The 23137-nt window shown below is 62.7% G+C and carries 18 protein-coding genes and 1 pseudogene; 13 read left to right on the plus strand and 6 right to left on the minus strand.

The genetic code is table 11. The features are described 5' to 3' along the window. Positions 1 to 179: 179 nt before the first annotated feature. Positions 180 to 4940 carry a DUF6543 domain-containing protein gene (locus tag PP4_RS25585; RefSeq protein ID WP_231859009.1) on the plus strand — a complete coding sequence of 1587 codons (4761 nt, stop codon included), beginning with the start codon at positions 180 to 182 and terminating at the stop codon, positions 4938 to 4940. Between the two features lie 18 nt (positions 4941 to 4958). On the opposite strand, the gene PP4_RS25590 is transcribed toward PP4_RS25585, so the two are convergent. Further along, entirely contained in the window at positions 4959 to 5234 is a 276-nt protein-coding gene (locus tag PP4_RS25590; RefSeq protein ID WP_003249289.1) for a polyhydroxyalkanoic acid system family protein, read from the minus strand. Positions 5235 to 5358: 124 nt separating this feature from the next. Here PP4_RS25590 and ubiE point away from each other — a divergent pair, with 124 nt between their 5' ends. From ubiE to PP4_RS25645, 12 genes and pseudogenes are all read left to right on the plus strand, one after another. Continuing rightward, on the plus strand, positions 5359 to 6129 hold the full coding sequence (gene ubiE / locus PP4_RS25595; protein ID WP_016501988.1) for a bifunctional demethylmenaquinone methyltransferase/2-methoxy-6-polyprenyl-1,4-benzoquinol methylase UbiE: 771 nt from the start codon (positions 5359 to 5361) through the stop codon (positions 6127 to 6129). Then, positions 6129 to 6752 carry a ubiquinone biosynthesis accessory factor UbiJ gene (locus PP4_RS25600; protein ID WP_016501989.1) on the plus strand — a complete coding sequence of 208 codons (624 nt, stop codon included), beginning with the start codon at positions 6129 to 6131 and terminating at the stop codon, positions 6750 to 6752. Before ubiE ends, PP4_RS25600 begins: the two co-directional genes overlap by 1 nt. Further along, positions 6749 to 8371, plus strand: coding sequence for a ubiquinone biosynthesis regulatory protein kinase UbiB (ubiB, locus tag PP4_RS25605; protein ID WP_016501990.1), 1623 nt, complete (start codon positions 6749 to 6751; stop codon positions 8369 to 8371). Before PP4_RS25600 ends, ubiB begins: the two co-directional genes overlap by 4 nt. A 72-nt stretch (positions 8372 to 8443) precedes the next feature. Continuing rightward, positions 8444 to 8836, plus strand: coding sequence for a phosphoribosyl-AMP cyclohydrolase (gene hisI / locus PP4_RS25610; protein WP_016501991.1), 393 nt, complete (start codon positions 8444 to 8446; stop codon positions 8834 to 8836). A gap of 1 nt (position 8837) precedes the next feature. Beyond that, positions 8838 to 9173: a phosphoribosyl-ATP diphosphatase gene (locus PP4_RS25615; RefSeq protein ID WP_016489563.1), complete on the plus strand. Its 336-nt coding sequence runs from the start codon at positions 8838 to 8840 to the stop codon at positions 9171 to 9173. A gap of 25 nt (positions 9174 to 9198) precedes the next feature. Further along, entirely contained in the window at positions 9199 to 9471 is a 273-nt protein-coding gene (locus PP4_RS25620) for a twin-arginine translocase TatA/TatE family subunit (RefSeq protein ID WP_016489564.1), read from the plus strand. 3 nt (positions 9472 to 9474) lie between these two features. Beyond that, positions 9475 to 9852: a Sec-independent protein translocase protein TatB gene (gene tatB, locus PP4_RS25625; RefSeq protein ID WP_016501992.1), complete on the plus strand. Its 378-nt coding sequence runs from the start codon at positions 9475 to 9477 to the stop codon at positions 9850 to 9852. Continuing rightward, positions 9849 to 10637: a twin-arginine translocase subunit TatC gene (tatC, locus tag PP4_RS25630; RefSeq protein WP_016501993.1), complete on the plus strand. Its 789-nt coding sequence runs from the start codon at positions 9849 to 9851 to the stop codon at positions 10635 to 10637. Before tatB ends, tatC begins: the two co-directional genes overlap by 4 nt. Next, positions 10634 to 11341, plus strand: coding sequence for a 16S rRNA (uracil(1498)-N(3))-methyltransferase (locus PP4_RS25635; protein WP_016501994.1), 708 nt, complete (start codon positions 10634 to 10636; stop codon positions 11339 to 11341). Before tatC ends, PP4_RS25635 begins: the two co-directional genes overlap by 4 nt. Positions 11342 to 11559: 218 nt before the next feature. Next, positions 11560 to 12504 (plus strand): annotated as a pseudogene (locus tag PP4_RS29950) (methyl-accepting chemotaxis protein); the annotation flags it as partial. A 150-nt stretch (positions 12505 to 12654) separates the two neighbouring features. After that, positions 12655 to 13413: a methyl-accepting chemotaxis protein gene (locus PP4_RS29955; protein ID WP_370529845.1), complete on the plus strand. Its 759-nt coding sequence runs from the start codon at positions 12655 to 12657 to the stop codon at positions 13411 to 13413. Positions 13414 to 13676: 263 nt separating this feature from the next. Next, positions 13677 to 15620 carry a methyl-accepting chemotaxis protein gene (locus PP4_RS25645; RefSeq protein ID WP_016501996.1) on the plus strand — a complete coding sequence of 648 codons (1944 nt, stop codon included), beginning with the start codon at positions 13677 to 13679 and terminating at the stop codon, positions 15618 to 15620. A gap of 120 nt (positions 15621 to 15740) precedes the next feature. Here PP4_RS25645 and PP4_RS25650 read toward each other — a convergent pair whose 3' ends face one another. The 5 genes from PP4_RS25650 to PP4_RS25670 all read right to left on the minus strand — a co-directional run bounded on the left by PP4_RS25650 (position 15741) and on the right by PP4_RS25670 (position 22891). Then, positions 15741 to 16475 carry an amino acid ABC transporter ATP-binding protein gene (locus PP4_RS25650; RefSeq protein ID WP_041168148.1) on the minus strand — a complete coding sequence of 245 codons (735 nt, stop codon included), beginning with the start codon at positions 16473 to 16475 and terminating at the stop codon, positions 15741 to 15743. Then, positions 16468 to 17430: an amino acid ABC transporter permease gene (locus PP4_RS25655; protein WP_016501998.1), complete on the minus strand. Its 963-nt coding sequence runs from the start codon at positions 17428 to 17430 to the stop codon at positions 16468 to 16470. Before PP4_RS25655 ends, PP4_RS25650 begins: the two co-directional genes overlap by 8 nt. Before the next feature lie 77 nt (positions 17431 to 17507). Next, the gene (locus PP4_RS25660; protein WP_024717349.1) at positions 17508 to 18305 is read right to left on the minus strand and encodes a transporter substrate-binding domain-containing protein; all 798 of its coding nucleotides are present in this window, start codon (positions 18303 to 18305) and stop codon (positions 17508 to 17510) included. A 280-nt stretch (positions 18306 to 18585) separates the two neighbouring features. Then, a complete protein-coding gene (mdoH, locus tag PP4_RS25665) occupies positions 18586 to 21159 on the minus strand; it encodes a glucans biosynthesis glucosyltransferase MdoH (RefSeq protein WP_016501999.1) in 2574 nt (857 codons plus the stop codon). Then, on the minus strand, positions 21152 to 22891 hold the full coding sequence (locus PP4_RS25670; protein ID WP_202916033.1) for a glucan biosynthesis protein G: 1740 nt from the start codon (positions 22889 to 22891) through the stop codon (positions 21152 to 21154). The genes mdoH and PP4_RS25670 overlap by 8 nt, the downstream gene beginning before the upstream one ends. Positions 22892 to 23137 lie beyond the last annotated feature (246 nt).

The following is a 23137-nucleotide window of genomic DNA, read 5'->3' on the forward strand; positions in this document are numbered from 1 at the left end:
CTGTGTACCTCATGCTCATGAGTGGTGGAAAACCGCCCATGGAGGTTGGGCTTGAGCATTAAGGTAGGGAAGAAAATTAGAAACCTCACCCTAAGGTCGTCGTTGTCGCATCTATATACCGCAAGCACAGTTGGCCATAGCGCTAGCGTCGCAGGCTTCACCTCACGGACATCGACGCCATGACTGCTGTAGCAAACCCACCGAGGCTGACGTTCAAGCAAAGCGTGGCAGCCTGTTTCTCCAAACGACCCAGCCTGCGGGACGTTCTATCAAAAGAAGCATTCCAGACTTTCAGCGACCGGTATCCATGGTTGCAACGCAACCACCCTCACATCACATCGCTCGATCCTTTCGTCATCCTGCATGCACCGGCCAGCACAGGTGATCTCCCACGTCAGAGCGGGCTGCTGGACGAGCTTCTCAGGCAGTTTCTGACCAAGGAACGTGTGCAACCAAGCGCCGCAGACAAGCTGAGCATCAGCCCACCCCATGAGTTTCAAATTCAGGAGCAAGGCCCGGACAAAATCCGCCAACCCGAAATCATCCCGGACCTGACGAAGCTCAACGATGACTTCGATACAGTGCTTGGTGCGTTGATACCCGCCTTCCAGCAAGCCCAGATCGGCTTCTGGAACGGGCTCGACGAAGACAGCCAAGTCTCGCGCATGCTCTGGCTGGAACACACCATCAAGGCCGCATTGCTCGAGAACCTCCCTCGCCAAGGCCTGGCAGATGATGAAAAAGCTGCAATGTACGCCTTGCTCGACGGGGTATTCGACAGCCTGGCTGTCGAGGCGATACAAGTCACGCTCGGAACGGATGGCGAAGCACGCACCGTCACCCTGCCGGATCTGTTGCTCATCACCACAAGTGGTACCCGCAACCTGGTTCTGCAATGCAAACCCTGCGGTTCGGTTCACCGCCATGTCGACCTGCCCAGCTTTGCCACCGCGCTGCAACGGCAGCTAGCACAAAGCTATCGCTTCGAAGCGTTGTCCTGGGCGCACACACCGGTGACCGGACGCCCTTTCGCCTTCCAGGCGAGGCAACTGCTGAACGATATCCTGGACGACATCGGGCGCCTGCGTATTGGTGGCCTGGCAACCGTCGACGAGCTGGAGCGACAACTGCGTCAGGTGAGCGACCCGTCAGCTCACTTCTTCGACCTGCCTTCGCAGGAACGAACTGCACCCGCTGTCAGCCCACCGCGATGGCTGCTAAATGCCAGCGCTGAGGACCGCTACGCCTATCACACTGCACTGCTCGATCTGGCGGCGAACCAAGGTCGGTCGAAGGGCTGTACATCGCTGGGCGATGTCGAAGATATCCGTGATTACGCCGCTCGCCGCTTGCGTGAGACCCTGCAGACCAGCTACCCAGACAAGACGGTACACGACCCGAACGAGGTGCACATCCGCATTTCCCAGGCCATCATCGGCGCTGGCACACAAGGGCAGTCACTGTTCTTGCGCACGGTGCCCCTGACCGATCTGGCGATCTCCCGCCTGCGCCTTGAGGCTGGCGAGGTGATGACCGGGCTCAGTTTCGAGGATGGCTCGCCCGTAAAGGACTGGCTGAGCATCGAGCAGATCAGGGCGCTGATTCATCAGGTCGATATCGGCGCTCACTACCCCACCTACCTGCAGGATCAAGTCAGAACCGAACCGCGCAGGTCCGAACGAATCAGGCAACATGCCAGGGAGTGGCGTTACGCCCTTCGGTTCAGCACCCTGAAGGCCAAGATCGAGCGACAGCTTGGCGAAACGGCAAGCCAGGCAATGCTCAGGTTCTGCCAGGGCATGGACAATGGTGTGGACCTTCTGCGCATCGCCCCTCTGGCGTTCCTTTGCGCGCCTGGCGCTTCGGCAAGCAATGTGGCACACGGGATGTTCATCATCGAAATACCGGCAAGCAGCAGCTGGGTCTTGTACCGCCCGTTCTATGCCGACAGGGCGTTGCAGGAATTTCCGAGCCTCGAATTGCTGATGGACGCAGTCCGCAGCAGGGGCGCACTGCAAGAGAGCGTACTGGCCTGGCTCGACGATGACGCGCGTCCGATTTACCAGAGCGACGGGTTCAAGCACCCGCACCTGCACCCGAACATTACCGCGCTGACGCACCTGCTCAATGTGCCGGTCGAGCTGCTGGACGGCCTTTTGCAACGCCTCAGACGCCCGGTCCAAGTCTTGTTCAAGGCGTGGACGGAGGATCTGGCCACCCACCTGTTCAACGCCCGCATCGACACCATGTTATTGGCCTCAGCCAGCAATAGCGTATCCAATGCCCAGGAAGTGCGGGCTTTGGTGAAGGAGGCTGCCTGGGCGATCTTCAATACCGTCACCCAGCTTTGGCATGGCCCGATGACCACCCTGGCGTGGCTGGTCGTGGCGCTGTCGGCGGCCAAGGAAGACGTGGAGGCGCTGATCAAGCGCAGCGGTGACAACAAGATCGTCGCCGCCATAGACCTGCTCACCAACCTGGCCTTGCTCCTTGCCCACCGCCCGGCAACGCCCCCTGCCAACAGCGAAGCGGCCGTTACGTTGCGTTTTTCAGGCCCTGCACCGAAGGAAGAATCCCCGCCCCCGGCGCTCGAGCAGCCACAGGAGAAACCCTGGCAAGCCCCCGTCGAGGCGCCGCAGCCCAAGCGGGTGCGCGTAGAAAGCTGGCATGACGAGCAGCGCCTGAGCAACCTGTCGGTACAGGAGCGCCAGTCACTGGCCCAACTGCAAGCCTCGCAGCCACTCGAAGGGCACGCGCCTCTGACAAGGGGCCGTTTGCGTGGGTTGTTCAATATCGCCGGCCGTTACTACGTCAAGCTGGGCGATGACGTCTATGAGGTCATCGAGACCTGGAACGGCATGCAGATAATCGGCCCAGAGCCGAGCAGCAGCGAATGGGTGTCCCAATGGGATGGCGCCCCGGACGGCTACCATATCGTTGGTCGTGAACGCCCAAAAGGCCCTTGGTTGACGCGCTGGCATGGCCAATGGACTTTGAATCTTACCCTCTTTGGCGGCATGCCAAGGAACAGGCTGTCCATCAACGCGGAAAACCGCCAGCGGTTCGACACGTTGAGCGCAACCGCCACGGCTAACCAACAAGCGCTGAATCAGATGGCACCCCTGATGGAACGCAGCCAAGTGCAACTGCAGGTTTATGACGACCTCGCGCGGGAATACAGCATGGCTGTCGATGCGCTACCTGCACATGAGCGTGATACACCACCGCCAGCCTTGCAGCTTCAGAGGCAGGCACTCAAAGCCCAGCGCCTACGGCACTTACCGGAAATCAGGGCATCCGCGCTCTACCTGGAACGGCAAAGCACGCTGCTACACGGGAATATCGAAGTGTTCAAGGAGATGGCCGAACCACGGTTCAGCAAATTCGACACCCGAGCCCCGAGCCGACGCCGATACGGCAACTGGTACGGTGCAGCCATCGAAAACGACATGCTGCTGTGCCGCCGCTTGCTGGAGCAGGTCGACCACCAGGCACTGAGCGCACAGTCCATCGGGCTGCCCCGCGTTCCAGAGACTGCCGAGCAGATACAGCAATACCTCGATTATTGCGAACGGGTACGCGATTCCAGCCAGGCCAGCCGCCGCCTGCTTGTCGTCAGCCAGCGGCTGGACCGGACCTTGGCGCAAGTACTGCCGGACCCCAAGATCGAATTTGCCGAAAAAGCCACGAAACTCGCCCAGACCATTCGACGCAGGACGTATTCGACACTGGTCATTCGGGCCCAGTTGCTCAGTGACCTGGCCTACCTCGCCGTGGACAAGACTCGGCTCTCTGCGGACACGGCCGAGCATTTGCTTGCGATGCGCGCGCCGCTCAGCGGCATCGAATTCAGCCGTACGATCTGGAGCCACGACGGTCTGGAAGCCACCGAAGAAACGGCCCAGGTCAAAGCCGAACTGCTTGAGGATATCCTTCAGAAATACCGTACCGTGCTGGATCGCGCCCAATACATGAAGACACTGGACTCGCCTGCGCTGGTCGCTGACGTGCTGGACGAATATATACGCGAACTGTCCACCATTACCCAGATCACGGAGCAGCAACTGAGCGCGACCTTGACCAATCTCGACAGCGGCATCAGTCCCCCCCCGCCAACGCCCTATCATCGCCCCGCAACGATCAGGCGCCGGGTCATCCGTGTTGACCGAGGTCGACCGCTGTTGGTGGAAATCGACCAAGTGGGCAATCGGGCCATCCAGCGCAGTGCATTCAATCAGGAGCCTGCGGGCAGTTTCGCGCAACGCGACGGGGTATGGCATGCCGTGCCTGAGCAAGCGCGGCCGGCCCGGCACGACCGGGCACAGCTGCGCCAGCGAGCAAGCCGCCTGCTGGCAGAGGTGGATGGGAAAATTGCCTTCGCCGCTCACTATGCCGATGAGCCCAACAGCCTGGCCGACTTTCTGGAATGGCCGGCAGGTGACATGCGCGAAGTGCAGCAGCAACTGACCGAGCTGAACAATCCACTGGATTCCAGCTTGGTCGACCTCCTTCGGGCAGCGGTGGACCGCGTCAATCACGAAAGGCTTCGGCTGCTCACCGACGCGTATCTGAACACCCGCCATCCCGACGGCAAGGCCCTTCGCTTCCTGGCTGAGCAGAAGCGGTTTCGGATCAGGCAGACCGTGATTCGCCGGCAGCTACGTCACGCCAATGATTACCTCGACGTCTACGAGATTCGCGATGTGCAAGCGCCACAGCGGTTACTGTGGGAGGCGCATTTTCACTATCCCAGCCTGGAAGCGAGGGGGCATGACTTCGTCAAGGGCCACCTCAAATTCTGGGATGCAGGCGTAAGGGGCCGCAAGGCCCTGCTTGAGCAAGCCGCAAGCGCACGGGAGCGCATCGCGATCTACCGCGGCGACCTGCGTCTGGAGCAGGTGATTGGCATCATTCCCTTCCCGGCGGACGCCCCGCAATAGCCAGAGAGCGGCCCTGCCTCAGGCCAGGGCCTTGTCCAGCGCCCGCTCGATCTCGCCCTTGATGGTGCCGCTCATCATCGACAGCATCATGCCCAGTTTCAATTCGACACGGATGCTGTCGTCGCCAATGTGCACACTGCCATTGGCGCCACTGCGCGCAACGTCCACGCGGTCACCGTTCCAGGTGGCCTTGAGGTCGTACTCACGGCTGAGCTTGTCGACCAGCGCTTCGGCCTTGGCGCGGGCGGCATCACGGCCGAGGGAGTGTTTGCGTTCGACGCTGATCTGGGTCATGCGGGCGTTCCTGAAGATGTAGACATAATCAGCATTATGCCCGCCCCTGCCCACTGGCACACCCCGCCAAGACAAATCCGCCCGTTCGCCCTAGAATGGCGGTAATTTTTTCCGGTGAAGCGATATGAACGACCAGCGCAAAGGCGACCACGCCGAACCCACCACCCACTTTGGCTACCAGGACGTACCTGAAAGCCAGAAGGCGAAAAAAGTCGCCGAAGTGTTCCACTCGGTGGCAGCCAAGTACGACCTGATGAACGATGTGCTTTCCGGCGGCATGCACCGCCTGTGGAAGCGCTTTACCATCGAGCTGTCGGGCGTGCGCAGCGGCAACCGGGTGCTGGACATCGCCGGCGGTACCGGTGACCTGGCCGCCAAGTTCTCGCGCCTGGTCGGCCCGACGGGTCAGGTGGTACTGGCCGACATCAACGAGTCGATGCTCAAGGTTGGCCGTGACCGCCTGCTGGACCGCGGTGTGGCCGGCAACATCGAGTTCGTCCAGGCCGACGCCGAAAAACTGCCGTTCCCGGACAACCACTTCGACTGCGTGACCATCGCTTTCGGCCTGCGCAACGTCACCCACAAGGACGAAGCCATCCGTTCGATGCTACGCGTGCTCAAGCCCGGTGGCCGTCTGCTGATCCTGGAATTCTCCAAACCGACCAGCAAGCTGATGTCCAAGGCCTACGACGCCTATTCGTTCGCTTTCATGCCGCTGGCCGGCAAGCTGATCACCAACGACTCGGAAAGCTACCGTTACCTCGCCGAATCGATCCGCATGCACCCGGACCAGGAAACCCTGAAGAGCATGATGGTCGAGGCCGGTTTCGACCGCGTCACCTACCACAACATGACCAGCGGCATCGTTGCCGTGCACCGGGGGATCAAACCCTGATGCTGCTGGCCGGGCTGCTCGCCAGCGTCGAACATGGCCTGAACCGCGTCCTGCGCATGGACAGCACGGCCCTGCCGCGGCTGGCCGCGCTGGAAGGCAAGGTCATCGAGATCGACTGCCGCCAACCGGCCCTGCAGGTCTTCATCCTGCCCGATGAAGACGGCCTGATGCTTGCCGCCCACTGGGAAGGCGGGGTCGACTGCAGCCTGCGCGCACCGGCCGGCAGCCTGGTGCAACTTGCCCTGGCCAGGGACAAGACCGCCGTGCTGCACAGCCCGCAGGTAGAACTGCATGGCGACAGCGCCGTGCTGCTCGACCTGTTCGGCGTGCTGCAGGACCTGGAGCTGGACTGGGAGCACGAGCTGCAACGCTGGCTCGGCCCGGTCGCCACGGCCATGCTGGCAGGCCACATTCGCCTGCGTGCACGCTGGACCCGCCAGGGCCTGGCGCGCTTCAGCCAGAACCTTTCCGAGTACCTGGCCGAAGAGTCCCGCACCCTGGTAGGCAAGCGCGAAGCCGAAGCCGCCTTCAGTGAACTCGATGCCCTGAAGCTCGATACAGAACGCCTCGAGGCGCGCATCAAGCGCCTCTCCCGATCCCTTGATACCAGCGAAAACGCATGAAGCTGCTCGCCGTCCGCCGTCTTTTTCGCATCCAGCGCGTGGTGATTCGCTACCGTCTCGATGACCTGCTGTTCGAACAGCCCTTGCTGCCCTGGTGGCTGGCCAGTCTGCGCCTGCTGATGCCGTGGCGCTGGCTGCCACGCAAGCCCACCGAACTCAGCCGTGGCGCGCGCCTGCGCCTGGCGCTGCAGGACCTGGGGCCGATCTTCATCAAGTTCGGCCAGTTGCTGTCCACCCGCCGCGACCTGCTGCCCACCGACATCGCCGACGAGCTGATGCTGTTGCAGGACCGTGTGCCGCCGTTCGACCCAAAACAGGCCGTGGCACTGATTGAAGCGCAACTGGGCGCGAAGGTTGGCGAGGTGTTCAGCCGTTTCGACGTCGAACCGCTGGCCTCGGCCTCGGTGGCCCAGGTGCACGCCGCACGCCTGAAAACCGGCGAAGAGGTGGTGGTCAAGGTGGTACGCCCGGGCCTGAAGCCGGTGATCGCCCAGGACCTGGCCTGGTTGTTCCTGATTGCCAAGGCCGCCGAACGCGCCTCGGCCGATGCCCGCCGCCTGCACCCGGTGGAAATCGTCGGTGACTACGAAAAAACCATCTACGACGAGCTCGACCTGCTGCGCGAGGCTGCCAACGCCAGCCAGCTGCGGCGCAACTTCGAAGGCTCCGAGCTTATGTACGTGCCCCAGGTGTACTGGGACCTGTGCCGCCCTAAAGTGCTGGTGATGGAGCGCATCTATGGCGTACCGGTGACCGACATGGCCACCCTGGCCGACCAGCGTACCGACATGAAGCTGCTGGCCGAGCGAGGCGTGGAGGTATTCTTCACCCAGGTATTCCGCGACAGCTTCTTCCATGCCGACATGCACCCGGGCAATATCTTTGTCAGCACGGTCAAGCCGTGGAGCCCGCAGTACATCGCTATCGACTGCGGCATCGTCGGCAGCCTCACCGCCGAGGACCAGGACTACCTGGCGCGTAACCTGTTTGCCTTCTTCAAGCGTGACTATCGCCGCGTCGCCGAGTTGCACATCGACTCGGGCTGGGTGCCGGCGCATACCAAGGTCAACGAATTCGAAGCGGCGATCCGCACCGTGTGCGAGCCGATCTTCGAAAAACCGTTAAAGGATATTTCCTTCGGCCAGGTGCTGATGCGCCTGTTCCAGACCGCGCGGCGCTTCAACATGGAAGTGCAGCCGCAGCTGGTGCTGCTGCAGAAGACCCTGCTCAACATCGAGGGCCTGGGCCGCCAGCTGTACCCCGACCTGGACCTGTGGAGCACCGCCAAACCCTACCTCGAACGCTGGATGCGCGACCGCTACAGCCCCAAGGCCGTGCTTGGCAACATTCATGGGCAGGTCGAGCAGTTGCCGCACCTGACCAACATGGCCCGCGACCTGCTCGAACGCCTGTCGCAACCGCACCTGAACGATCCGCAACTGCCGGAACGCCGCCGCCAGGGTGACCGCTGGGCCCTGCGCCTGCTGGGCGCCGGCCTGCTCGGTGGTGGCGCGGTGCTGGCCGCAGGCGCCGCTGAGGCCGCCAGCCTGGCCGCCCCTGCTGCCTGGCCGGCCTGGCTGATGCTGGCCGCAGGCCTTTACCTGATCGTGCGCCAATAGCCAGCCGCGCCTGTGGCTGGCACACTAGCGCAAAGGGCCCGATACAGGAGCGGGCCCGCTTTGGAGTCGACGATGAAAGACTGGCTGGACGAGATCAAGTGGAACAGCGACGGCCTGGTGCCGGCAATCGCCCAGGACCACAAGACCGGACGCGTGCTGATGATGGCCTGGATGAACCGCGAATCGCTGGCGCTGACCGCCACCGAACAGCGCGCCATCTACTGGTCGCGTTCGCGTGGCAAGCTGTGGCGCAAAGGCGAAGAATCCGGGCACGTGCAGAAGCTGCATGAGCTGCGTCTGGACTGCGACGCCGACGTGATCATCCTGATGGTCGAGCAACTGGGCCATATCGCCTGTCATACCGGCCGTGAAAGCTGCTTCTACCGCGTCTTTGAAGACGGCCAGTGGAAAATCGTCGACCCGGTCCTGAAGGACCCGGAAGCCATCTACAGCGCAGGACACTGACATGAGCGACACCCTCAACCGCCTGGCCGAAGTGCTTGAAGAACGCAAGCAAGCGGCGCCTGACAGCTCCTACGTCGCCAGCCTGTACCACAAGGGCCTGAACAAGATCCTCGAAAAGCTCGGCGAAGAGTCGGTCGAAACGATCATTGCCGCCAAGGACGCTGCCGTCAGCAAGGATTACAGCGATGTCATCTACGAAACCGCCGACCTGTGGTTTCATAGCCTGGTGATGCTCAGCGCGCTGGGCCAGCATCCACAAGCCGTGCTCGACGAACTGGATCGCCGTTTCGGCTTGTCCGGGCATGATGAAAAGGCCGCTCGACAGCCTTCGGCTTGAGCACAACGCATTCTAGGAGAGCATCATGGGTATTTTTGACTGGAAACACTGGATCGTCCTGCTGGTCGTCGTGGTCCTGGTGTTCGGCACCAAGAAGCTGAAAAACTTCGGCAGTGACCTGGGCGAGTCGATCAAGGGCTTCCGCAAGGCGATGAACGAAGAAGAGACCAAGCCGGCCGAGCAGACTCCGCCGCCTGCCCAGCCTGTGCCGCCGGTGCAAAACACTGCCCAGCCGCAACAAGGCCACACCATCGAAGGCCAGGCCCAACCGGTCCAAGAGCCGCAGCGGAAAGACTGACCCATGTTCGGCATCAGTTTCAGCGAGCTGCTACTCGTAGGTCTGGTCGCCCTGCTGGTGCTCGGCCCCGAGCGCCTGCCCGGTGCCGCGCGCACCGCAGGCCTGTGGATCGGCCGGCTCAAACGCAGCTTCAACAGCATCAAGATGGAAGTCGAGCGCGAAATCGGCGCCGACGACATCCGACGCCAGTTGCACAACGAGCACATCCTGCAGATGGAAGAGGAAGCCAAGCGCATCCTCAACCCGATGACACCCCCTGCCCAGCCGCCGGTAACCACGGCCAGCGTGCAGCCACCTGCCGGGCTTGAGGCCAGGCCGGTCGAAGCACCTGCAACCCCGGTCGCATCCTCTGAACCGCCTCAACCGCCGCGAGCCCCATGAGCGAGAATCCGGAACACGACCAGCCGATGCCGCTGGTCTCGCACCTGACCGAACTGCGCACCCGCCTGCTGCGCTGTGTTGCCGTCATTTTCCTGATCTTTGCCGGGCTGTTTTCCTTCGCCCAGCAGATCTACACCCTGGTCTCGGCGCCGCTGCGCGACCATTTGCCGGCCAACGCGACGATGATCGCCACCGACGTGGCCTCGCCGTTCCTGACGCCGTTCAAGCTGACCATGATCGTCTCGCTGTTCCTGGCGATCCCGTTCATCCTGCAGCAGATCTGGGGTTTTATCGCACCGGGTCTGTACCGCCATGAAAGGCGCATCGCCATTCCGCTGCTGGTGTCGAGCATTCTGCTGTTCTACGCCGGTATGGCCTTTGCCTATTTCCTGGTGTTCCCGCTGATGTTCAGTTTCTTTGCCGCCGCCACCCCGGCAGGCGTGGCAATGATGACCGACATCGCCAACTACCTCGACTTCGTGATGACGCTGTTCTTCGCCTTTGGCGTCGCCTTCGAAATCCCGGTGGCAGTGGTGCTGCTGGTGTGGATTGGCGTGGTCGACGTGAAGTACCTGAAGAAGGTCCGCCCTTACGTGATCATCGGCTGCTTCGTGGTCGGCATGATCCTCACCCCGCCGGACATCTTCTCCCAGACCCTGCTGGCCGTGCCCATGTGGCTGCTGTTCGAGGTCGGCGTGCTGTGCGGTAGCCTGATCCGCAAGCGCAGTGCCCACGACGAAGAAGCCAACGACCACAACGACCAGCCACCAGCGACCCAACCGTGAATCTGTTGCTCCTTGAAGAGGCCGATTTCGTCTCGGCCGACCGCGTCGTTCTTGCTGATCGGCGCTTTACCCACATGCAGGAAATCCACCGCGTAGCGGTGGGCGACAACCTGCGCGTGGGCCGTATCAACGGCCTGATGGGCAAGGCCACAGTGCTGCGCCTGGAACAGCACGAGGCCGAACTTGAAGTGGCGTTCGACCAGCAACCACCGGCGAAGCTGCCGTTGACCCTGGTGCTGGCGGTGCCGCGGCCGAAAATGCTGCGACGGCTGTTCCAGACCGTGGCCACCCTGGGCGTATCGCGGCTGATCCTGGTGAACAGTTACAAGGTCGAGAAAAGCTTCTGGCAAACGCCTTTCCTGCAGCCCGAGAGCATTCGCGACAACCTGATCCTCGGCCTGGAACAGGCGCGTGACACGGTGCTGCCCGAGGTGATCATCGAGAAACGCTTCAAGCCTTTCGTCGAAGACCGCCTACCCGCCATCGCCGCTGGTACCCTGGGCCTTGTGGGCCACCCCGGCCCTTACCCCGCCTGCCCGCGTGCCGTGGAACAAGCCGTAACCCTGGCCATCGGCCCCGAAGGCGGCTGGATCCCCTACGAAATTGACCTGCTGGGCAAGGCTGGTCTGGCACCGGTGCAGCTGGGTGATCGCATCCTGCGGGTAGAGACCGCCGTCACTGCGCTGCTTTCGCGTATTTTCTGACGTAAACGCCGTTTTTTCGCCCATCAAGTTTCCCCCTCCCGGGCCGATGGCCTTGGCAACACAACAATTATTTGTGCTGCCAAGCCGCCGGGGAGTCGTACATGTACCAATGGTTAGCCCAATCGCTGGGCAATGTGAGCGTGAATCGCAAACTGGGGCTGGGTTTCGGCCTGGTGCTGCTGTTGACCCTGGCTATTACCCTGGCCGGCTGGCACGGCATGGACAGCATCATCGACCGTGGCGACAAGCTGGGTAACATCTCGGTTATCCAGCAGTACACCCAGGAACTGCGCATCGTCCGCCAGCATTACGAGCGCCGCAGTGATGACGCGTCGGTGGCCGAGCTGGAAAAAGCCCTGGCCAACCTCGACCGCCAGGTGCAGCTGATGCTCGGGCAAATCGAACACCCCGCCGACCGCCAGCGCCTGGAGCAGCAGCGCGAGGCCGTGCGCATTTACCAGCAGGCATTCAACGAGCTGAAACATGCCGGCCAGCGCCGCGAGGCCAGCCGTAGCGTGCTCGGCGACAGCGCTGACAAGGCTGCAGAGCTGATCGGCCGCGTGCAGCGGGGCCTGCTGCAAGGCGGCGATATCAACCAGTACCAGCACGCGGTGGACGTCAGCGCCCTGCTGCAACAAGCGCGTTTCCAGGTGCGGGGCTACACCTACAGCGGCAATGCCGAGTTCCAGCAAACGGCGCTGAAAGCCATCGACCAGGCCCTCGCCGAGCTGCGCGCATTGCCGGCCAAAGTGCCGGCCGAGCATGCCGCCGGTCTCGACGATGCCGCCACCGCCATGGGCGGCTACCGCGATGCGGTCACCCAGTTCGGCAATGCCCAGGCCGCCAGCGAGCAGGCCCTGCAGCACATGGCAGAGCAAGGTACGCTGCTGCTACAGACCAGCCAGGCGATGACCACTTCGCAAACCGCCGTACGTGACGCCGGCGCGACCCAGGCCAAGACCCTGCTCGCCGTGGCCACCGGGCTGGCCCTGGCCCTCGGCCTGCTGGCGGCATGGGCAATTACCCGGCAGATCATCATCCCCCTGCGCCAGACCCTGCGCGCCGCAGAGCGGGTCGCCAGTGGCGACCTGACCCAGAACCTGCAGGTAAACCGCCGCGACGAACTGGGCCAGTTGCAAGCGAGCATGCAGCGCATGACCCAAGGCCTGCGCGAACTGATCGGCGGCATCGGTGACGGTGTCACTCAGATCGCCAGTGCCGCAGAGGAGCTGTCGGCGGTAACCGAGCAGACCAGCGCCGGGGTCAACAACCAGAAGGTCGAAACCGACCAGGTAGCGACCGCCATGAACCAGATGACGGCCACCGTGCACGAGGTAGCCCGTAACGCCGAGCAGGCCTCGGAAGCCGCGCTGATGGCCGACCAGCAAGCCCGCGAAGGCGACCGGGTGGTGGGTGAGGCTGTGGCACAGATCGAGCGGCTGGCGGGTGAAGTGATCAACTCCAGCGAAGCGATGAACCAGCTCAAGGCCGAGAGCGACAAGATCGGCAGCGTGCTCGACGTGATCAAATCGGTGGCTCAGCAGACCAACCTGCTGGCCCTGAACGCGGCTATCGAAGCCGCCCGCGCCGGCGAGGCCGGGCGTGGCTTTGCCGTGGTGGCCGATGAAGTCCGCAGCCTGGCCCAGCGCACCCAGCAGTCGACTGAAGAGATCGAAGAGCTGATTGCCGGCCTGCAAAGCGGCACCCAGCAGTCGACTGAAGAGATCGAAGAGCTGATTGCCGGCCTGCAAAGCGGCACCCAACGGGTGGCCAGCGTGATGGACAACAGCCGCCAGCTGACCGACAGCAGCGTCGAGCTGACCCGCCGCGCCGGCAGCTCGCTGGAGACCATTACCCGCACCGTGTCGTCGATCCAGGCGATGAACCAGCAGATTGCCACGGCAGCCGAGGAACAGACAGCCGTGGCCGAGGAGATCAACCGTAGCGTGATGAATGTGCGGGATATATCCGACCAGACCTCGGCGGCAAGTGAAGAGACGGCCAGTTCCAGCGTGGAGCTGGCGCGGCTGGGGACCCACCTGCAGGGGTTGGTGGGGCGGTTCAAGCTTTGATCTGAGGGATGGATCACCTGCACTGGCCTCTTCGCGGGTAAACCCGCTCCCACAGGTATCGCGCAGGTTTCAAGGGCTGAGCAGTACCTGTAGGAGCAGGTTTACCCGCGAAGAGGCCAGTGCGGGCAGAACCCTCCTACAGTTCGCAGCGAAATTTCCTACCTGGCTTTCAGGTCAAGTCCTACAGCTCCGCTGCCGATTGGCAGAGGTGAGATGCCAGCAATGCGCTTGCATCCCCTTTCTTGAATGGACGGAGACTCATCATGCTCGGATACCTCAACCGCAAGCTCGGCAACATCAGTGTCGCTGCCAAGCTGGCCCTCGGCTTTGCGGTGGTCCTGCTGCTTACCCTGGCCACCACCCTCAGCGGCTGGCGCGCACTGGATGGCGCCATTACCCGCTCGGAACAGCTGAGCGAGATCGGCCTGATCAACGACCTCACCAAAGACCTGCGCGCAGAGCGCATCACGTATCGCGTGCTTAACGACGACGCCAGCAAAGCACAAGTTACCCGCATCCTTGACCAGCTGGACGCCATGCTGTCCACGCTGCAGCAACGCAGCAACGTTGATGAGTCTCGCCAGTTACTGAGCGAGAAGCTGGCGATGCTGCAGCGCCTGCGCGACACCTTCAGCGAGCTGCAAAGCAGCGTCATCAAACGTACTGCCCTGCGCGAAACCATGCAGGCACAGGAACATAAGCTGAACGAGGTCATCGAGAATCTACAGACCCAGGCCCTGCTGAACATGTCGGCCGACGGCCAGCGCAGTGCCGTACTGAGCCTGATGGATAACCTCACCCGGCATGTCGATGGCGCTAACCAGCAAAGCCTGATGCCGGCCTATACCTTCTCCCCCGTCGAGGAATTCACGCGGGTGGGCGAACGTGCGCTGGACGCCGCCGATACCAGCCTTGGGCAATTGCTACAAAACCTCGAGCCGCTGGGCTTGCCACACGCGCTCACCGAGCAACCCGGTACCGAGTTGGCCAAATACCGGGCCAGCCTGGACCAATACCGCCGCGCGGCCGTGCGGGTTGAGCAACTGCAGAATGCGATGGAGCAAATGGGTGATGAACTGGCCGCAGTGAGCGTGCAACTGGGTGAACGCAAGATCGAACAGCGCGACAGCGAAGCCTTGGCCGCCCGCTCGCTGCTGACCGGCGTAGCGCTGCTGGCACTCGCAATGGGGGTGTTGGCCGCCTGGCTGATCACCTTGCAGATCACCCAGCCGTTGCGCCAGACGCTGGCCGTGGCTGCACGCATAGCCAACGGCGACCTGAGCCAGGTTGACGCGGTGCAACGTCGTGACGAGATGGGCCAGTTGCAAAGCCGCATGCGCGAGATGACCTTGAGCCTGCGCGAGCTTATCGGGGGTATCGACCAAGGCATCGGCCAACTGTCACAGGCCGCCACACAGCTGGCAGCCAGCAGCGAGGACACCAAAATGAAGATCAACCAGCAGCGCGAGGAAACCGACCAGGTGGCCACCGCCATGAACCAGATGAGCGCCACCGTTCAGGAAGTGGCACAGAACGCCGAGCAGGCCTCGCTGGCTGCAACCAACGCCGACCAGCAGGCCCAGGTGGGCGACCAGGTCGTATCCGAAGCCATCGGCCGTATCGAGCAACTGGCCGGGCAGATGGACCATTGCCTGACGGCCATGCAGCACCTGGCAGGCGAAAGCCAGCGTATTGGCAGCATCCTCGATGTGATCAAGTCGGTGTCCGAACAGACCAACTTGCTGGCCCTGAACGCGGCTATCGAGGCGGCACGGGCGGGAGAAGCCGGACGCGGATTTGCCGTGGTGGCCGATGAAGTGCGCGGTTTGGCCAAGCGTACCTCGACTGCAACCGAAGAGATTGGCCAGCTAATCGACAGCCTGCACAACGGTACCGACGAGGTGACCCGCTTGCTGGACAGCAGCAAGAACCTGACCGAGCAGAGCGTGGAGCTGAGCCGCAGGGCCGGGCATGCGCTGAGCCAGATCGCCGACACGGTGTCGAACATTCAGGGCATGAACCAGCAAATCGCCACGGCCAGCGAAGAACAAAGCGTGGTGGCCGAGCAAATCAACCGAAGCGTGATCAATGTGCGGGATGTGTCGGATCAGACCAGTGCGGCCAGCGAACAGACGGCGGCCTCGAGCGGGGAGCTGGAGCAGTTGGGGCAGCAGTTGCGGGGGATGGTTGGGCGGTTCAGCATTTGAGGTTACAGGGGCTGCCTTGCAGCCCAATCGCCGGCAAGCCAGCTCCCACAGGCATGACGCTGACCTGCTTTTTGTGGGAACTGGCTTGCCGGCGATTGGGGCGCAAAGCGCCCCCGCTTTTTACAGCACCTGGCGCAGGAAAGCCTGCGCGCGCGGGTCCTTCGGCGCATCGAAGAACGCCCCTGGCGCGGCATCTTCCAGCAGCTTGCCGTGGTCGAAGAACAGCACCCGGTCCGCCACTTCGCGGGCAAAGCCCATTTCATGGGTGACGCAGACCATGGTCATGCCTTCCTGGGCCAAGGTCTTCATCACGTCCAGCACTTCGCCGACCATTTCCGGGTCAAGCGCCGAGGTCGGCTCGTCGAACAGCATCACTTTCGGGTCCATCGCCAGGGCACGGGCAATCGCCACGCGCTGTTGCTGACCGCCCGACAAGCGCGACGGGTACTCGTTGGCCTTCTGCGAAATACCCACCTTCTCCAGCAACGCCCGGGCCTTGGCTTCACGCTCGGCCTTGTTGCGCTTGCGCACCACCTTCTGCGCCAGGCACAGGTTTTCCAGCACGGTCATGTGCGGGAACAGGTTGAAGTGCTGGAACACCATGCCGACTTCGCGGCGGTAGGCGTTGATGTCGGTCTTCGGGTCGGCCAGTTGCAGGCCGTCGATGGCCACATGGCCTTGGTCGAAATGCTCCAGGCCGTTGAGGCAGCGCAGGAAGGTGGACTTGCCCGAACCCGATGGGCCGAGCACTACCACCACTTCGCCTTTGGCGACCTGGGTGGTGACATTGTCCACAGCCCGTACCACTTGGCCACGGGTGTCGAAGACTTTCAGCAGGTCACGGACTTCAATCACTTTGCGCAAGCCTCCGCTCGAGCCGGCTGGCCAGGTGCGACAGCGGCAGGTTGATCAGCAGGTACAGACCTGCCACGCAGAACCAGATCTCGAAGGTCGAGAACGAGGTGGTAATGGCCTCGCGGCCGCTCTTGGTCAGTTCGGTGATCGCGATCACCGAAACCAGCGAGGTGTCCTTGACCAGGCTGATGAACTGGCCAGCCAACGGCGGCAGCACGCGCTTGAAAGCCTGCGGCAGGATCACGTGGCGCATCGACTGGCCAGCGTTCAGGCCCAGCGAGCGCGCGGCTTCGTTCTGGCCCTTGGTGATGGACTGCACGCCAGCACGGACGATTTCAGCCACGTAGGCGCCCGTGAACAGTGCCAGCGCCGCCACCCCGGCGAACTCGCGGGACAGGTTGAGCACGGTGCCGATGAAGAAGTAGAAAATGAAGATCTGCACCAGCAGCGGCGTGCCGCGCACCAGTTCGACATAAACGGTCGAGAGGTCACGCAGGGTCGGGTTGCTGGACAACCGGCACAAGCCCGCGAACAAGCCGATGACCAGGCCCAGCGCGCCGGATACCACCGACAGCCACAACGTGGTCCACAGGCCCCAGGCCAGCGGGCCGGCTGCCCAATGGCGGGTGACGCCAATCTGGTCGCCTTCGGCCACATCGTCGCCGCGGCTCAGTTGCAGGCTGTCCTTGGCCACTTCAAGCACCTGCTCGTCACCTTGCTCGTCCTTCAGCGTGACGCGGGCGTTATCGCCGGCAATGACAATCTCCTGCACGGTGCCATAACCGGCAGCGCGCTGAACGTCTTCAGCCTTGTAGGCGAAGTACTGCGGTACGCGGTTCCAGCGCCACTCGTAGGACATCATCGAGGTGGCCATGTACAGGCTGATCGCCAGGCCGACCAGCACCAGGGCGGTCAGCCCGTGCCAGGGCCACTGGGCTTTCTTGTGTTTGATCACGTGGGGTACTTCCGTAAATGCGAACGCGCAGGGTTTGCCTGCGCGTCGGGGTCAAAGCCGGGCTTGTGGCCTGGGCCTTATTCCATGTCCTTCAGCCAGTCCTTGTTCTTGAACCACTTGTCGTGAATACGATCGTAGGTCCCGTCATGCTTGATCTGGTGCAGGAAGTTGTTGATGAAGTTGATGCTGTCGTAGTCGCCTTTCTTCAGGCCGAAGGCCAGCGGCTCGTAGGTGAAGGGCTCTTCGAGGAACAGCAGCTTGCCGGCACCGGCTTTCTCCACGGCTACCACGTTGTATGGGGCGTCGTAGACGAAGGCATCAGCCTTGCCGTTGACCACGTCCATCACCGCTTCCTGTTCGTTGTCGTAGCCGTGGTACTTGGCTTTGCCGATCAACTTCTTGGAGACCATTTCACCGGTGGTGCCCAGCTTGGAGGTCAGGCGGTACTTCTCGTTGTTCAGGTCTTTGTACGACTTGATCTCGCCCGCCAGTTCCTTGCGGATCAGCAGGGTCTGGCCAACCACGATGAAGGGTTCGCTGAAGTTCAGGCGCAGGTTGCGTTCCTGGGTCAGGGTCATGCCGCTGCCGATCATGTCGAACTTGTCGGTCAGCAAGGCCGGGATGATGCCGTCATAAGCCGTGGAGACCGCTTCGAACTTGACGCCCATGGACTTGGCCATGGCCTTGAGAATGTCGACTTCGAAGCCGATGATCTCGCCACGCTTGTTGGTCATCTGGAACGGCATGTAGGTCGGGTCCATGCCCACCTTGAGGGTGCCGCGCTTGACCGCGTCATCGATGGCGCCTGCCTGGGCCGCAGTTACAGCGACCAGGGCGGTTACACCGACCAGCAGTCGCGAAAGGTATTGCTTGATCATCACCAAGTCCCCTAGCAAGAAAAGTAGCGAATCTTATTGTGTTGGCACGGCCGTACCGGCCGAGGCGTCGTATCGGAATGGGATGCTAACGCATGGCGGCTCGGGGACCTAGCGCCGGGGGGGACTTTGTTGGCCAAAATCCGATTAGGCAGGAAGATTGGGGAGCCTTCATCGCCGGCAAGCCAGCTCCCACAGGATTCACATAGGCCAGAGGCTTGCGCAATACCTGTGGGAGCTGGCTTGCCGGCGAATGGGCCGCAAAGCGGCCCCAGGCCGATCAGGCGCCGACGAGTGCCGGTTGGCCTTCGTTCTCGGGGTGCAGCGGCAACAGCGGCGAGTGCGGGTCGTTCTTGATAGAAGCGCGCCACACATCGATCCACGCCGCGTTGTGCTCTGCCCACACCTGCTCGTGCAGGCGGGCCAGCGCCACCGGGTCGCTGAGCAGGGCCAGGCGGGTGTTGAGGTCCAGCCCTTGAGGCCCGACTTCCATGGCCTTGGCCACGCGCTCGGCACGCAGCGCTTCAATCGGCGCCGCCTGGCCATGACGGGCAGTGGCCATGGCGCAAGCCAGGGCGTTCTGCCGTGGGTCGACCACAGCCCGCACAAAGCCGTCATGCAGGGCATGCCAGCGGTTTTCGTGGGTGTACTGGTCGGTAGCCAGCAGCTCTTGCGGGGTGGCGTATTCCTCGGGGATGAGGAACAGCTTCTCGTCCTTGGCGGCCAGGCCTAGACGGGTGCGGCTGGAGATCACCGAAACCGGGATCGACAGCATCAGCGAGCCAACGATTGGCGCCAGCCACCACAGGAAGGCCGGGTTCAGCCAGGCCACCAACCCAGCCCAGGCAATACCCAGCAAGGTTTGCGGGCCGTGGCGACGCATAGCCTCGCCCCACGGCGTGGAGTCGTCGTCACGCTGCGGCGAGTTCCAGGTCGCAGCCCAGCCGAGGAACGCGGCCAGCACGAAGCGGGTGTGGAAGATCATGCGCACCGGGGCCAGCAGCATGGAGAACAGCATCTCCATCAGCATCGACAGGGTGACCTTGACCCGTCCGCCAAACTCGACAGCGCCCTTGGCCCAGATCAGGATGATGCTCAGCAGCTTGGGCAGGAACAGCAACACGATGGTAGTGGAGAACAGCGCCACGGCCTTCTCCGGGTGCCACTGCGGCCATAGCGGGTAGAGCTGGTACGGTTCGATGAAGTACTGCGGCTCCATCAGGGTGTTGGTCGCCAGCAACGCGGTCGACAGCACCAGGAACAGGAACCACAGCGGCGCCGACAGGTACGACATCACCCCGGTAAGGAACACCGCACGGTGTACCGGGTGCATGCCCTTGACCAGGAACAGGCGGAAGTTCATGAGGTTGCCGTGGCACCAGCGGCGGTCGCGCTTGAGCTCGTCGAGCAGGTTGGGCGGCAGCTCTTCGTAGCTGCCCGGCAAGTCGTAGGCGATCCACACGCCCCAGCCGGCACGGCGCATCAGCGCGGCTTCGACGAAGTCGTGGGAAAGGATTGCACCGGCGAACGCGCCCTTGCCCGGCAACGGCGCCAGGGCGCAGTGCTCGATGAACGGCTTCATGCGGATGATCGCGTTGTGGCCCCAATAGTGCGACTCGCCCAGCTGCCAGAAGTGCAGGCCAGCGGTGAACAGTGGGCCGTACACGCGGGTGGCAAACTGCTGCATGCGTGCATAGAGGGTGTCCATGCCCGAAGCTTTCGGCCCGGTCTGGATGATGCCGGCGTCCGGGTTGGCCTCCATCAGGCGCACCAGGCTGCTCAGGCACTCGCCGCTCATGACGCTGTCGGCGTCGAGCACGACCATGTACTTGTACTCGCCACCCCAGCGACGGCAGAAATCGTCGAGGTTGCCGCTCTTGCGCTTCACCCGGCGCCGACGGCGGCGGTAGAAGATGCGCCCGAAGCCTTTGGTTTCACGGCACACGTCCAGCCAGGCTTGTTGTTCGGCCACGGCGATGTCGGTGTCGTTGGTGTCGCTGAGCACGAAGAAGTCGAAACGGTCGAGGTTGCCGCTGGCGGCCACCGACTCGAACGTTGCGCGCAGGCCGGCAAACACGCGCGGCACGTCTTCGTTGCAGATCGGCATCACCAGCGCGGTACGCGCCTCGGGTGCAATTGGCTCGTTGCCGGCGCTGCTGCCCGAAATCTTGTATTTGTCGCGACCGGTGAGCAGCTCGAGGAAGCCCATCAGTGCGGTCCAGAAGCCCGCCGACACCCAGCAGAACAGGATGCCGAAGAGGACCAGGATGGAGGTTTGCAAGGCATACGGCCACACCTGCACCACGGTATCCCACAGCGGCTGGCTGAGGACTTCGTCAAGGTCGACGAACGACCAGCCCTGGTACGGCAGGATGCCCTTCATGTACCAACCGGCGACGATGGTCTGGCCGATCATCAGGGTCAGCAGGATATAACGGCGGATCGAGCCAACCGTGCGCCAGCGTGCCGGCGGCAGCTCGCGCTTGGGTGGCTGCGGCGCGTTGGGGCGGCCGGTCATGCGCCTCCACATGCGGATCAGCACGTTGGTGCGCCAAGGCTCAGGCACAACTTTGGTGCGCTTGATCGGTGGGGCGATCTTCAGGCACAGGCGGCCGCTGCCGTCGACGCCGAGCATTTCGGCGTCTTCCAGTTCGGCAGCGCTGCCCACGGTGAGGCGCGGGCCCACCGAGGCCTGCACGGCGTCGGTGGGGCTGGCGGCCGGGTCGGCCGCCAGGCGTTGGTGCAGCTCACTGAACGACGTGCAACTGGCGAGTTCCGCCCGTTGCTCGTCACTCAGTGGCAGGTGAGCCAGGTACTCGCCAAGCGATACTGGCCTTGCGTTTGAGTTACTCATCGGCAGGCAACTGATAGCTCCAGGTCTCGGTCAGCACCTTCTCGGTGGTGGCCGGGGTCCCGTTGGTGGGCGCCGCATCGGCGGCAGGTTGTTCGGCCTTGGCAGGTTGCTCAGCCTTGGCGGCTTTCTCGGCCTTGGCATGCTTGGCTGCGGCCTTGTCCTGCTTGGCGTCCTGGGCAGGCTTGGCGGGCTCGACCGGCACATCACGCACCAGCGCGGCACGCATGCCGGTGGATTTGTTGGCTTCCTTGACCTTCAGGCGCAGGGTCAGGCGCCAGCCCTTGGTCTCAGGGTTATAGCGCAGATTGTTCTCGACCACCTCGGCGTTGTCGTCAACGCTGATCTGGCTGCGCACTGCGGCGTCTTCCGGCAATGCGGCCAGGGCCGGGCCGGCGAAGTCGACCAGGAAGGCCACGCTGCCGTCTGGCTGGCGGATCAGGTTGGACTGCTTGACGTCACCGGTGGAGCGCAGGGTCTGCTTGACCGAGCCCAGCTCAGGCGCCTGGAATTTCGCCTCGTCGATGGTCCAGTGCAGGCGGTAGGCGTACTCGATCGGCTTGCCTGCCTCCGGCAGTTTCTCCGGGCTCCAGAAGGCCACGATGTTGTCGTTGGTCTCGTCTGCAGTCGGGATTTCGACCAGGTCGACGGTGCCCTTGCCCCAGTCACCCTTCGGCTCGATCCAGGCGCTTGGGCGCTTCTGGTAGTTGTCGTCGAGGTCTTCATAATCGCTGAAGGCACGCTGGCGCTGCATCAGGCCGAAACCACGCGGGTTCTCGACGCTGAAGTTGCTCACGGCCAGGTGTTTCGGGTTGTTCAGCGGGCGCCACAGCCACTCGCCATTGCCGGCGTGGATCGACAGGCCTTCGGAGTCATGCAGCGCCGGACGGTAGTTGAGGACCTTGGACGGCTGGTTGGGGCCGAACAGGAACATGCTGGTCAGCGGGGCAATGCCCAGGCGGCTGACCTGGTCACGCAGGAACACGCGGGACTGCACGTCGACCACGGTGTCGTTGCCCGGGCGCAGGGTCAACTTGTAGGCGCCGGTGGAGCGCGGCGAATCCAGCAGGGCGTAGATCACCAGGTGCTTGTCGGCCGGCTTGGGCTTCTCGACCCAGAACTCGGTGAAGCGCGGGAATTCCTCGCCCGACGGCAGCGCAGTGTCAATGGCCAGGCCACGGGCCGACAGGCCATACACATGGCCCTTGCCGACCACGCGGAAGTAGCTGGCGCCCAGCAAGGTCATGATCTCGTCTTGCTTGTCAGCCTTGTTGATCGGGTACAGCACGCGGAAACCGGCATAACCCAGGTTCTTGGTGGTTTCCGGGTCGTGTGGCACGTCACCGAACTCGAAGCGGCTCGGGTCGTACTTGATTTCCTCGACCTTGGATGCGGTGACCTCGTTGATTTTCACCGGGGTGTCGAAGTGCATGCCCTGGTGGTAGAACGACAGCTTGAACGGGGTCTTGTCCTTGGCCCACTCGGCCTTTTCCTGCAGGAAATGGATCTTCTGGTAGTCCGCGAACTTCATGTCACGGAACACGGCCGGCAGGTTGCTTTTTGGTGCATCGTACTTCTGGCCGGCCAGATCCTTTGCCTTGGCTGCAACATCGTCAAGATTGAATGCCCACAGCTGGCCCGCGCTCATCAGGCCGACCACTGCCACACTGGCCATCAGGGCCTTGCGTAGCCGGATGCCGGGGATTCTTGATGCTTTTTGGGGACTAACAATCACGAGCAACCCTCGCCGAAAACAGATCATGAAACCAACGGCCAGCGACAAATGCCGGGTTGGCGAGCACTGTTCGGACCCCGTGAGGGCGTAATGATTCCCCAAACGGATCCAGACAATGCTCGAGTCAGAGTGAAACGAACCTGCGAACGCAGGTCCATGCAGCGCGCGATTATCCAGCAGGTCGCGTGACAACGCATCAGGCTGGAACAACTATTTATCGTACAAAACCCCTTGTTTTCCTATAAA

Origin of the sequence: Pseudomonas putida NBRC 14164 (assembly GCF_000412675.1) — a bacterium.
GTDB lineage: Bacteria > Pseudomonadota > Gammaproteobacteria > Pseudomonadales > Pseudomonadaceae > Aquipseudomonas > Aquipseudomonas putida.